This is a genomic window from Vibrio azureus, from assembly GCF_002849855.1.
In the GTDB taxonomy this organism is placed as follows: Bacteria; Pseudomonadota; Gammaproteobacteria; order Enterobacterales; family Vibrionaceae; genus Vibrio; species Vibrio azureus.
Genome location: NZ_CP018617.1, coordinates 204320 through 216013, shown reverse-complemented (window position 1 = coordinate 216013; position 11694 = coordinate 204320). Strand labels below are relative to the sequence as shown.

13 protein-coding genes and 1 tRNA gene are annotated in these 11694 nt (G+C 38.2%); 7 read left to right on the top strand and 7 right to left on the bottom strand.

Features of this window, described 5'->3' with window-relative positions:
- Nucleotides 1-194: 194 nt before the first annotated feature.
- The 4 genes from BS333_RS14740 to BS333_RS14725 all read left to right on the top strand — a co-directional run bounded on the left by BS333_RS14740 (nt 195) and on the right by BS333_RS14725 (nt 3831).
- Nucleotides 195-1187 (top strand): Gfo/Idh/MocA family protein, encoded by a 993-nt coding sequence (locus tag BS333_RS14740; RefSeq protein WP_021711930.1) that lies wholly within the window; start codon nt 195-197, stop codon nt 1185-1187.
- A gap of 94 nt (nt 1188-1281) precedes the next feature.
- Nucleotides 1282-1803, top strand: coding sequence for a DUF2058 domain-containing protein (locus BS333_RS14735; RefSeq protein WP_021711931.1), 522 nt, complete (start codon nt 1282-1284; stop codon nt 1801-1803).
- 931 nt (nt 1804-2734) lie between these two features.
- Nucleotides 2735-3298 carry a helix-turn-helix domain-containing protein gene (locus BS333_RS14730; protein ID WP_081691980.1) on the top strand — a complete coding sequence of 188 codons (564 nt, stop codon included), beginning with the start codon at nt 2735-2737 and terminating at the stop codon, nt 3296-3298.
- Nucleotides 3295-3831, top strand: coding sequence for an autoinducer binding domain-containing protein (locus BS333_RS14725; RefSeq protein WP_021711492.1), 537 nt, complete (start codon nt 3295-3297; stop codon nt 3829-3831). Before BS333_RS14730 ends, BS333_RS14725 begins: the two co-directional genes overlap by 4 nt.
- Nucleotides 3832-3840: 9 nt before the next feature.
- On the opposite strand, the gene BS333_RS14720 is transcribed toward BS333_RS14725, so the two are convergent.
- Nucleotides 3841-4554, bottom strand: coding sequence for an SDR family NAD(P)-dependent oxidoreductase (locus BS333_RS14720; protein WP_021711491.1), 714 nt, complete (start codon nt 4552-4554; stop codon nt 3841-3843).
- Entirely contained in the window at nt 4551-4931 is a 381-nt protein-coding gene (locus tag BS333_RS14715) for an acyl-CoA thioesterase (protein WP_021711490.1), read from the bottom strand. Before BS333_RS14715 ends, BS333_RS14720 begins: the two co-directional genes overlap by 4 nt.
- 350 nt (nt 4932-5281) lie before the next feature.
- Between BS333_RS14715 and BS333_RS14710 the strand changes: the two genes are divergently transcribed.
- A tRNA-Pro gene (locus BS333_RS14710) sits at nt 5282-5358 on the top strand.
- 177 nt (nt 5359-5535) lie between these two features.
- On the opposite strand, the gene BS333_RS14705 is transcribed toward BS333_RS14710, so the two are convergent.
- The 3 genes from BS333_RS14705 to BS333_RS14700 form a co-directional block, all read right to left on the bottom strand.
- Nucleotides 5536-6357, bottom strand: coding sequence for a BspA family leucine-rich repeat surface protein (locus BS333_RS14705; RefSeq protein ID WP_021711489.1), 822 nt, complete (start codon nt 6355-6357; stop codon nt 5536-5538).
- A 127-nt stretch (nt 6358-6484) separates the two neighbouring features.
- The gene (locus tag BS333_RS22080) at nt 6485-6661 is read right to left on the bottom strand and encodes a hypothetical protein (RefSeq protein ID WP_021711488.1); all 177 of its coding nucleotides are present in this window, start codon (nt 6659-6661) and stop codon (nt 6485-6487) included.
- A gap of 484 nt (nt 6662-7145) precedes the next feature.
- On the bottom strand, nt 7146-7550 hold the full coding sequence (locus BS333_RS14700; protein WP_021711487.1) for an OsmC family protein: 405 nt from the start codon (nt 7548-7550) through the stop codon (nt 7146-7148).
- 474 nt (nt 7551-8024) lie between these two features.
- On the opposite strand from BS333_RS14700, the gene msrB reads away from it, so the two are divergent.
- A complete protein-coding gene (gene msrB, locus BS333_RS14695) occupies nt 8025-9170 on the top strand; it encodes a peptide-methionine (R)-S-oxide reductase MsrB (protein ID WP_021711486.1) in 1146 nt (381 codons plus the stop codon).
- A 19-nt stretch (nt 9171-9189) separates the two neighbouring features.
- On the top strand, nt 9190-9342 hold the full coding sequence (locus BS333_RS14690) for a DUF2256 domain-containing protein (RefSeq protein ID WP_081638521.1): 153 nt from the start codon (nt 9190-9192) through the stop codon (nt 9340-9342).
- Nucleotides 9343-9411: 69 nt separating this feature from the next.
- Here BS333_RS14690 and BS333_RS14685 read toward each other — a convergent pair whose 3' ends face one another.
- Nucleotides 9412-10134, bottom strand: a complete 723-nt coding sequence (locus tag BS333_RS14685; RefSeq protein WP_021711485.1) for an SDR family oxidoreductase — start codon at nt 10132-10134, stop codon at nt 9412-9414.
- Nucleotides 10134-11678: a cryptochrome/photolyase family protein gene (locus BS333_RS14680; RefSeq protein WP_033004432.1), complete on the bottom strand. Its 1545-nt coding sequence runs from the start codon at nt 11676-11678 to the stop codon at nt 10134-10136. The genes BS333_RS14685 and BS333_RS14680 overlap by 1 nt, the downstream gene beginning before the upstream one ends.
- Nucleotides 11679-11694 lie beyond the last annotated feature (16 nt).

The window sequence follows — 11694 nt, the reverse complement described above, 5'->3', positions numbered from 1 at the left end:
TGACGCAAGAAGTCGGCTCAGTGACACGCTCCCAAAGGGCGAGCGACCTTAACTCTCAGACTTTGTTAACGATTCTCAAGGTAGAACGACTATATCTTCGAATCGTTGCCGCGCCTGAGAGTTAAGGTCATCTCGCTGAACACAGTATCTTGAGGTTACTTGGGTATATCTATACCCAATTAATAGGAATAACCATGACAAAATCGATCATCCGTTGGGGCATTGCTGGGCTGGGTAATATTGCACACAGATTTGCAAAAGATTTAACGCAATATATCCCAAATGCAGAACTCTACGCTGTAGCAGCTAGAGACGAAGATCGAGCCAGTCAGTTTTCTCAACATTATCATTGCCAGCGCTACTTCTCATCTTACGAGGCGATGGCCAAAGATACCAACATCGATGTGGTGTACATCGCGACCATTCATCCATTTCATAAACCTTTAGTGTCATTATTTTTGAACCACGGTAAACATGTTCTGGTTGAAAAGCCCGCGTTTACTAACGTAAAAGATTGGGATGAAATGTCACAGCTCGCTCGACAAAAAGGCTTACTCCTTGCCGAAGCTATGAAAACGGTCACCTTCCCTGCTTATCAAGCCATGAAGCAACATATCAAACAAAAAGAAATGATCATCAACTCCATTGAAGCTTCTTTTGGTAATTGGCACGCGTACGACCAAAACTGGCACCTTTTTGATCCAAACTTAAGCGGTGGAGCAACTTTAGATGTAGGTGTTTATGGCCTGTGGTTGTTTGCTGACCTGTGTCAGTGGATGCAACAACCAATCCCCTTCCCTACCGCGTTCTACACCAAGGATAATCCTCAAAGTCAGGTTGACGAAAACGTACGCTTTGAGTTTGATGGCATAATGAAAGGCCAGATTAACGCATCAATAACCCGTGATCTTAAGCGTGAAGCAATCCTCAAAGGCCCAGATCTTGAAATCATTATCCATGATAAATGGTGGAACCCGCGCAATATTGATATTCGATTTAAGGAAGAACACATTAACCTATCTACTCCTGCTCAAGGTGGCGGATTTGAGTATGAAATCGAACATATTACTACACTACTCCTGCAAAATAAGGTGAAGTCTGAGTTACTCCGTCATGATATCAGCCGAAGCGTCAGTGAGATAATGGCAGAATCCCTTGCTCATCACGGTTTCGAATACTTAACTTAAACATCACCTGTTGAACGGATTTCAATCTCTGCCTCTTTTCTTGCGGGCGAACAGTGGTTAGAATGCATAAAACTGCGTACGAATTGGATACATCATGGCAAAACTAACCCTCCAAGAACAAATGCTCAAAGCAGGCTTGGTTAACGAAAAAAAACTCAAGAAAGCAAAGAAAGGCTCTAAGAAATCACGTGTTCAAGCCAGAGAAGTCAAAGCGGCCGTCGAAGAAAACAAGCGTCAGCAATTAGAACGCGATAAACAATTGAGCGAGCAACAAAATATTGAGCGCTTAAACAAAGAAATCCAAGCTCAAATTAATCAATTGATTGAAAATAATAAGATTGATTTAAACGATGGTGATATCAAGTATAACTTCACTCATGGGACATTGGTTAAATCTTTATATGTTGATAGTCTAATTCGCGAACAATTAATTAGAGGAATTTTAGCTATCGCTCTCGTTGAAGAAAGCTATGTTGTGATCCCTCGACCCGTTGCGAATAAAATCGCTCAACGAGATGAGTCTGTGATTATCGAACAAAAAGAGCCTGAAACTGACATCCCTGAAGAAGATGACCCATACGCAGACTTTGTCGTTCCAGATGACCTGATGTGGTAGCGAAATCTGTTATAAGAAAGCCGTGCTTACGGCTTTTTTCAGCCTTGCAGTCGCCAAACCCTAGACTCCACTATACCCAAATCACCTCAAGATGCCGTTTTCAGCGAGACACCCTTAGTTTTTATTAGCCTATTATACCCAAGTAACCTCAAGATGCTGCATTCAGCGAGATGACCTTAGCTCTCAGGCGCGGCAACGATTCGAAGATATAGTCGTTCTACATTGAGAATCGTTAACAAAGTCTGAGAGTTAAGGTCACTCGCCCTTTGGGAGCGTGTCACTGAGCCGACTTCTTGCGTCAGACAACCGTTTTTCTTACAAAATAAGAAAGAGCCTGCTATTCCGCTTCGTTGTCTTCCTTGAATTCGATTCAGTGACCTCGCTCTGAATCAAGCATCTTGAAGTCACTTGGGTATACGTGAACTAGAGCCAACTTTCAATTTACATCAATAAAAATGATTGTATCGGTTTTCTCAATGATCCTAACAAAAAAACACATAGCAAAGCCCAACGCGCTGACTTACTTAAAATAAATGTCTTATCATGCCTAAAATAAAACAAGAAAAAAGCAATAAATAAAAAAATAAAAAATGCAGCAATAGTAGAAAAGCAATTACTAAATGAAAGTAAAGAAAAATAAAAGAACAGGTCAAAGAATTGTACTTCTGAGTTGATAAATCCAATACTAAAAACACAAACAATTGAAAAGAAAGAGTATGAAATTATCAAATTTAAATTATTCATAGCCATAACATTAAAAAATATATACGAAAAAGCAATTAATTAGTATTTATATTACTATATTGGCACACTCATAAAATTAACTCCAATGGAGTCAAAAACAATAAAAAACTCTATCGGAGTTTTCTCTAGACGTCAAGTAATGAATGTTGATACTATATAAATATTCTAACCATGCTTATATCTCACCATGAACGGAATTGCAGAAAGATTAAAAGAGTTGAGAAAATACTCAGGGCTTAGTAGACGAAGAATTGAGATGATGTCCAAAGGTAAAATTAAGCAATCATCCTTATCTACTTTTGAAAATGGGCAATCAAACATCAGTATTGAGTACCTACAGAAGCTAACTAAATTCTATAAAAACAATGACATATCAGTCAGTTATTCATGGCTATTAGAAGGTGAAGGACCTCCTCCTTTGAAGAAGGATCACATAGGATTGAATTTTTCATGTCTACAGGAGGCTCAATATTTCCAAGATCTAAATCCACTAAGTATTATTATATCAGCCAATAAGTCATTCGAGGGGTTTATCGAGGTTGGGGACTTTTTAGGTGGTATACCATCTTCTTCAAATAAAGAAAGTCTGAAAATTAGAATATTATCACTAACTAATAAAGAGATTCATATAGTAAAATGTTATATGTTTATGGGTTTCATTATAATCCTGGAAAATGATACTATTAGGAAAATAGATTTAAGTAAGATATCGATGGTATACGATATAATATGGATAAGGAAAAACATATGAGCATACTATCTAATGATATAAAGTTAATCACAAAAAATCTTGGCGAAGATGAAAATATAGACCAATTATTCTCACAGTTAAATAATGATCTTAAGTGTACTTACTTAACTTATATGATTGAAACTGAAACTTTAAAAGTACACTTTTCATCCAATAATGATTGGCAAAAAACATTTGTTAAAGATAAGTTAATAAATGTTTGCCCAATATATAGAAATGCATTTGAAGCCATTAAAAACAAGAAAAATTTTGTATTTACTCTATGGGATGCGGTACCACACCTTAAAGGAGAAGAGCAAGACCTAATGGATTTGAGACACTCATATAATATTGGTCATGGTTTAGGCTTAGCCATAAAGCAGGGTCAATTTAGAGAGTCACTAGTACTGGCAGGTAATGCAGATAATTACAATTTTAGTGCTCAGATAGTAAACAATCGAACTATAATAGATTCAGCTTTGAGTACATTCAGAAAGTCTATCCTTTCAAATACACCTCAAATTATTACCAAAAGCACTAATCCTACTTATTAAAGTCTACTTTTAGAGGCTCAGCCCTCCATTTATGGAAATAACTGAGCCCGTAATGTAACCTGCTTGTTCTGAGATCAGGAATTCAACTAAGTGAGAGATTTCATGGGGGGAACAAAAACGTTTAAGTGGAATGGATTTCTTCATCCTGGATAATTTTTTAGAGTCTATGACTTGTAACATCTCGGTTTCAACAAAGCCCGGAGCAATTGTATTTACAGTCACGTTATGAGAGGCAAATTCTAATGCTGCTGATTTAGTATAGGACTCCATCGCACTTTTTGAAGCCGAATAACAAGAAAAGCCTTTTTGAGGCATTGATGACAATATACTAGAAATATTGATAATACGTCCATTTTTAGACTTTTTTATCAAATGGGCCAGCTTAGACGTGATAAAGAACGTCGACTTAAAGTTCACATTCATTACTTCATCAAAATCTTCAAAGGTTACTTCTTCGATTAAATTAACTTTGGCCACACCAACATTATTAATCAAAAAATCAATACAATCATACTTTGCTTTTACTTGAGAAATTAAGTTCTCTATGCTTTCTTCATTATTGGCTTCATATTGAAGAGCATCGGCACCCATGCTTTTTAACTTTTCTAAATCTTCTTTTTTTCTAGCCGTCCCAACAACACGAAACTCCTTGCTTAGAAAATATGAGCATAATTCGAAACCAATACCTCTAGAGCAACCTGTAATCATGATTGTTTTCTTCATAAGATCCTCTCTTTTAAACAGTCATCAATCAGTGATAATTTTCCATCACAGTCTAATAAAGCTCCTTTAACCTGAGCTTTGACCAAAACACGTTCGTTTGAATCTTTCAACTCTATTTTAAATATCATCGATTTACGATTGATTGACTCGATCCAGATGCATGAAGATAATCGATTTGGGTATTTTATTTCTTGTTTAAAGTCAATGTTTGTATTTGAAATTATATAAGACTTCCCGTCAATATCACTCAATAAAAAACCTTTATTGACCCAAAAAGCACTTATCGTATCGACGATGTAATCAAGAATAGTATGACTAGAAACATGATTCCCTGAATTAATATCTAAAAAACGTACATCTATATTATGTTCGTACACAAATACTCCATCAGTAAGATTTAAATACATTCAACCCAATTAATCTATAACATTTAAGATACTAATACAATCGACAAATCTATGTTATCAATTAAAAACCACACTCAAAGCCATTAATATATTTAAAACATCTAAAATATTATTTAACATTAGTTATCATATCAATTCTCATCAAAAATTAAGCAATAAAGTCACTTGGGTATAAATAAAGCTCGAATTAGCCAGTCTGGTATTTTTTGACATCTTCATAAGTAACCCCAACAAAATGATTTAGGCGATTCTTGTGAAAAAGCACACATTTCTCTATTGACAACAACTACCTATGTGCGTAAAAATGTGCTCCACAGAGTCGGACTGTAGCGCAGCTTGGTAGCGCACCGTCATGGGGTGTCGGGGGTCGCTGGTTCAAATCCAGTCAGTCCGACCATTTCAATCTACATCCCTAGAAATTAATTTACTTTCTTACCTATTTCACTGTAACAACAAGTATTGTTTCAGTGTAAATACACAACAAAAAATACAAGCCTCACCTATAAGGATTGGCTTAAAAATATTTAAAATTCTAGCAGGGTTTACTAGTTATCCGATAATTATACGCATCGATTTATTGACTATCACAACTGTAATTAAAATTAGGGTAACCTAAGCTCGTCATACCACTGTAAGAAGCAAAACCATCGTATTGACATACTTTATTGACCTCCCATAATGTCAAATCTTGTCGAAATTTGGCTGCTCCGAAAAACATCCCTTTCATATTTCTGACACTTGAGGTGTCCCAATGGCTAATATCTTGCTGAAAGTTTTTTGCGTATGAAAACATTCGATCCATGTCTACAACATTAGACACATCCCAATCTCGAATATCAGCATTAAATGTTTTCATACCCTTAAACAAAGTGCGCATATTCGTAACTTGAGAGGTACAAAAGCGCAGTGTTTCTTGTTCCAGTAAGCTTAGATTGTTTGAGTCTCTAATCGTCACGTCATCCACCACCAAATAACGATGACCGCTATACTGAAATTGATCTCCCACAAAATGATTTTCACAGTTTACCGCATAAAAACTCTCTTGAGAGGAAGATTTGGCGCTAGAGCCCGACTCCGCGTGTGTCGCACTGCTCTCTAGCTCAGAACCGCATGAAGCCCCCATAGAAGCAGCTGCCATACTCGCTCGGTGGTTGGTGCCTTCAATAAGAGCGTTATAGATTTCACTCACAGTCGGAATATACTCTAGAGAATTAAAGTACTCTCGCATTTTATCTTTCGTAGGGCTTTCTCCAAGAACTTCATCTAAAGCAATAAATTCAATAAATTCATTGGATATACATTCCTCCCAAACCATGACTGTAAAATCTTTTTCATTTGCAAAGCAATAAGATGGACTTAACAGAAAGGTTAACAAAGCGAGTTTTCTTAATTTCATAATAATCTGCCTTATGTATTTTAAAATAGAGGATTGGATTAACTAGGGGGAGTAGTTATCTGCTAATAAAATAGAACACGGCGTTCTTTATATCGAAATTTATATGTGGTGAGTTATTAAAATCTAACTAAGATGGACCATTTTCTTCCATATTGATATAAGGGTAGTTATTGTTATAACACATCATATCTTTCGGATTTTGATAGCATTCACCCTTTGCGTAATCATCCGATTGTTCAAGTTTTGTTTCTGACAAAGCTGCAATACCAATGATTGCCAATGTTATAATTAAAACATATTTCATATCCTACCCACCCCAAAAGTTAATAAAATGTAAAATTCATCGAATTATTAAAAATAAGTAGGAAAGTGAAAAGTATTATTAGCATGAGTGTGATTGCCTTCACTAAGATGGGTGCCATTAATATTAATCAGGACTGTAGTGAAAGGTTTTTTTGGTATTTACTATTTATTGTTTAAATAGTCATCATTTAATCCCGATTTCAGAGATTAAGAGTCTACCCAAATGAATTCAATATTCTTGATTCATAGCGAAGTCGATGGGTTGAATTCAAGGAAACAATGAAGCGCAATAGCAGGCTCTTTCTTATTTTTGTAAGAAGAATAGTTGTCTGACGTAAGGAGTCGGCCCAGCGGCACGCTACCAAAGGACGAGCGTCCCTAGCTCTCAGACATTGTGAACGATTCTCAATGTAGAACCACTATATCTTGGAATCGTTGCGGCACCTAAGAAGTTAAGGACACCTTACTGAGCACAGCATCTAAGGTTACTTGGGCATAATATCCCAGCTATGACTCATTTCGACACCTTGCCCAAGCATCAAACAAACGGAGCAATATTTTTCTAACGAGTCTGCTGTTACAGCAGCGATAACGTTTGGATCTAAATCTTCGCCAGAAATTTCAAAGTGAATATTAATATGAGTAAAAAGACGCGGTGCAACCTCACGACGTTCAGTCGTTAACTTCGCGTTGACTGCTCTAACCTTCTGCTGCGCTTTCTTCAACCCCTCAACCACATCAACCGAACTGCATCCACCAGCCGCCATTAACACCATTTCCATCGGGCTTGGCGCAGTCTCACCACCGTTTCCATCCATTACAATTGAGTGACCTGAGTGTGATTGACCAACAAATTTAAGCGAATCGACCCATTTTACTTCTGATTGCATAACTAGCTCCATTTCATATAGATTCTCGATAGCATATACCCAAGTGTTCTCAAATGCTTGATATAAATGATCTAGAAAAATTGCCGTCCCGAGAGCTAAGGTTTTCTCACTGAGCACTGTAACTTGAGTTGGCTTAGCTACATTTACTACATTTATAAATAAATTAATTTAACCCATTCAATATATGAAGATAATTGTATTTATACTTGTAATATCATATAAAAAAATATTTTGTTTTTATTTTAATCCAACTCTCGACGATCCACGTAATAGTTGTATTATTAAATCAATTAATAAATACCCAATTAATTTATGATGCTGTATTCAGAGAATCGTCCCCACCTCTAAGACACGAAATCGATGCTTAGATGCCGTCTTTGTATGTTGACAACCGTTAACAAAGTCTGAAAGTTGGGGATATCGCCTTTTGTGAGCGTGTCACTTGGGTATTGGCCTTATCGACTAGGAGCTACAATGAATAAAAAGTCCTTATTTTCTGAATTCTTCTCTGTATTGAGCCTTTGCTTGTTTTTATTGAATGTCCCCTCAACGAATGCTAAAGATAGTCTAAGCAAAACTTCTCAGCAGAGTATTGAAACGGCCACATTAGCAGGTGGTTGCTTTTGGTGTGTAGAGTCCGATCTAGAGCGCTTACCTGGTGTGATTGATGTTGTTTCAGGTTACTCTGGAGGGCATCTAAAAAATCCGACCTACCGCGAGGTTTCATCTGGTCAATCTGGCCACCTTGAGGTTGTGCAAGTAACTTATAATGCCAATGATTTAAGTTATAAGCATTTACTGGATTACTTCCTACGTCATATCGATCCAACGGATGACAAAGGCTCTTTCGTCGATAGAGGATCTCAATATCGTCCAGCTATTTTTTTTCATACCAGCAAACAAAGAGAGATTGCTGAAGATTTTATCCAAAGCATCGACAAGGCCCAAATTTACCCCAAGCCTTTAAAAGTCGAATTAATCCCTTTCGAAAAATTCTACCCTGCTGAGAATTATCACCAAGACTACTATAAAAAAAGCCCACTTAAATACAAATACTACCGATACGCTTCTGGCCGCGATGACTACCTAGATGACATATTAGGTGAACAACGTCTTACCCAGCCAAAAACCTTAGAGCAGTTAATTCAGTTTAAACAACAACTGTCTAGAGAAGCTGTTGAAAAGTATAAAAAGCCCTCTCAAGAGGAAATAGAAAAGAACTTAACTCAATTACAATATAACGTCACACAAAAAGAAGCGACTGAACCAGCTTTCAACAACCTTTATTGGGATAATGACAAACCGGGTATTTATGTCGATATCGTTTCTGGTGAGCCATTATTTTCATCTACCGATAAGTTTCATTCTTGCACTGGGTGGCCAAGCTTTACTCGTCCAATCAATCCACTCTTCATTACAGAAAAAAGGGATTTTAAATTGTTGTTCACACGGACCGAAGTTCGCAGCAAATATGGTGATTCTCACCTTGGGCATGTTTTCGATGATGGTCCGGAGCCAACAGGACTTCGTTACTGCATGAACTCTGCAGCCATGAAGTTTATACCCGTCGATGACATGAAATCATTAGGCTACGAAAACTACCTCTATCTTTTTAAATAGCAGGAGTCATACTCTACGCATGAAAGGTTTTAAAGCTAGACTTCCAACCAAGGTTTGCCCCGTCTGTGAGCGACCTTTTACATGGAGGAAAAAGTGGTCAAAGGTGTGGGACGACGTTATTTACTGTTCCGAGCGTTGTCGACGCAATAAAGCAAAAAATCAACATCAGTAGGCCCTGAAGGACCGTTTAACCACTCAAACATACCCAAGTGTTCTCAGGATACTTGGGTATATTATCGTCTTACCAAGGCAAACACTCACCGTCGTAAGCCCAAAACTTGCCATTGTCTTGTGCTGTCGAATTTTCAATTAAGTCTAGCAAATTCTTTGCAACGAAGTCTGGGTTAAACAGTTTGCCTTCGGGTACATTCGCTTGAAACGGTTTAGACAGTGCAGTATCGGTTGTGCCTGGATGTAAAGCCAGTACAGCTCCATGTTTGACGGTCCTTTGCCATTCAATCGACAACGTTTTTAAAAACATATTGAGCGCAGCTTTCGAAGAACGGTAACTGTACCAACCACCCAAATGATTATCACTGATACTGCCAACTTTAGCTGAAACTGTCGCAAAGCGTGGCCCTGTGCTTTGCTTTAACTTTGAAGTAAAGTGTTTTGCCAGCAGTAAACTGGGCAAAGTATTCACGGTCATATTTTGTAAAAAGAACTCAGCGTCTAAAGAAGCAACATTCTTTTCTGGGCCTTTGTCAGAAGTATGTAACATTCCCACGCAGTTTATCAGCCAGTCGAGGTGTGATAATTGACAAGAAAAGGCTTTCACGTGTTCTGGTTGGGTAATATCAACTTGATGCCAGCACACTCTATTGATCAAAGCAGCATCGTTTAACTCATAAGGTTGCTGAGTCCGATAGGTTGCATAAACCGTCGCTTGAGGATACCTTCTGACGACCTCCTTGACCATGGCTAACCCAATCCCACCACTGCCCCCAGCAATTAAAATATTCATCACAAACTCTCCAGGTTATCAATGTAATGATCGGCAGTCTCTAAAATGGCTTGACGCTGCTCAGGATCCATATTGTCCCATGAGCGAAAGATCATACCAATACGAGGGTTCTTCGCTAATCGTTTGTTATGCTTTTCCATAAAGCGCCAATATAAGCTATTGAAAGGACAGGAGCTCTCACCAACGCGCAACTTGTTATCATAATGACAGCCTTTGCAATAATCACTCATTTTATTGATGTATGAACCGCTTGCAGCATAAGGTTTAGTACCGACAAGACCACCATCAGCGAACAAGGCCATACCTCTTGTATTAGGCATCTCGACCCATTCAATGGCATCAATATAAATCCCAAGATACCACTCATCCACCTGCGCCGGTTCAATATCAGTTAATAGACAAAAGTTACCCGTAACCATTAATCGTTGGATATGATGCGCATAGGCATAATCAAGAGATTGTTGAATGGCATTACGCATACAAGCCATTTTTGTCTCCCCATTCCAAAAGTAATCCGGCAGCTTTCTTTTGGCATTGAGCTCATTTATTTGCGCATAATGCGGCATGTTCGACCAATAAACGCCTCGGATATACTCCCGCCAACCTAAAATCTGACGAACAAACCCCTCAACTTGAGCGATATCAATCTCTGAATGATTTCTAAATGCTTCAAGGGCAGCATCAATGACTTCTTTCGGACTCAAGAGTTTGCTATTAAGAGCAAAAGAGAGCCTGCTGTGGTACAAACTCCACTTTGCTTCATGATGACCTATCATTGCATCTTGAAAACGGCCAAAATGAGTCAGGCATACTTGGCAAAAGAAAGCGAGCAGTGACAAACTCTGGTGCCGATTAACAGGCCATAACAACTGACCGTCTAAATGACCAATCGTAGCAATATTGTGCCTCTCTAAACGCTGCTTTATTTGTTTCACATCGGTAGAGAACATTAAGGGATTAGGCAGTTGTTTTATGTCATCAGGCTTGAGTTTATTGCGGTTATTCGCGTCGAAGTTCCACTTACCTCCATGGGGTTTCCCCGCTTGCATTAGAATATCAAACCTTTTCCTCATACGGCGGTAAAAATGTTCCATCATAATGTGCTTACCGCTTGGAAATTCAGACTCGATCTCTTCATAAGGAAACAAGAAATGTTCGCTATCAACACAGCGGCACACAACCCCTGCGAATTTGAAATTGCTCAGTTGAGCCAATAGTCGGTATTCGTCAGGGCGTTGGTATTCAAACTTCTCAGCCCCCACTTTTTTTAGATAATAACGCAGTAAGTGCTCTAAGTTTTCGTGGCAAGCGGTCTCGTCTAAGGTCAGGTGTAAAACTTGGTGACCTTCACTTTGTCGCTCTTTCGCAAATGCCGCCATGGCAGAAAAAAATGCACAAACCTTTTGAATGTGATGAGTAACATATTGATTTTCTTGTTTGAGCTCTGCGATCAAATAAACGACTTTGTCATCAGGCTCTTGAAACCATGAATGAGCAGCATTAAGTTGGTCGCCTAGAATTAAGCGTAACGTTTGAAATTGCATAATGCCTTCCTCATGT

What these genes read in the sequence shown, in the direction of transcription:
- BS333_RS14740 (WP_021711930.1), top strand. Translation starts at nt 195, where the DNA reads ATGACAAAATCGATCATCCGTTGGGGCATTGCTGGGCTGGGTAATATT.
- BS333_RS14735 (WP_021711931.1), top strand. Translation starts at nt 1,282, where the DNA reads ATGGCAAAACTAACCCTCCAAGAACAAATGCTCAAAGCAGGCTTGGTT.
- BS333_RS14730 (WP_081691980.1), top strand. Translation starts at nt 2,735, where the DNA reads ATGAACGGAATTGCAGAAAGATTAAAAGAGTTGAGAAAATACTCAGGG.
- BS333_RS14725 (WP_021711492.1), top strand. Translation starts at nt 3,295, where the DNA reads ATGAGCATACTATCTAATGATATAAAGTTAATCACAAAAAATCTTGGC.
- BS333_RS14720 (WP_021711491.1), bottom strand. Translation starts at nt 4,554, where the DNA reads ATGAAGAAAACAATCATGATTACAGGTTGCTCTAGAGGTATTGGTTTC.
- BS333_RS14705 (WP_021711489.1), bottom strand. Translation starts at nt 6,357, where the DNA reads ATGAAATTAAGAAAACTCGCTTTGTTAACCTTTCTGTTAAGTCCATCT.
- BS333_RS22080 (WP_021711488.1), bottom strand. Translation starts at nt 6,661, where the DNA reads ATGAAATATGTTTTAATTATAACATTGGCAATCATTGGTATTGCAGCT.
- BS333_RS14700 (WP_021711487.1), bottom strand. Translation starts at nt 7,550, where the DNA reads ATGCAATCAGAAGTAAAATGGGTCGATTCGCTTAAATTTGTTGGTCAA.
- msrB (WP_021711486.1), top strand. Translation starts at nt 8,025, where the DNA reads ATGAATAAAAAGTCCTTATTTTCTGAATTCTTCTCTGTATTGAGCCTT.
- BS333_RS14690 (WP_081638521.1), top strand. Translation starts at nt 9,190, where the DNA reads ATGAAAGGTTTTAAAGCTAGACTTCCAACCAAGGTTTGCCCCGTCTGT.
- BS333_RS14685 (WP_021711485.1), bottom strand. Translation starts at nt 10,134, where the DNA reads ATGAATATTTTAATTGCTGGGGGCAGTGGTGGGATTGGGTTAGCCATG.
- BS333_RS14680 (WP_033004432.1), bottom strand. Translation starts at nt 11,678, where the DNA reads ATGCAATTTCAAACGTTACGCTTAATTCTAGGCGACCAACTTAATGCT.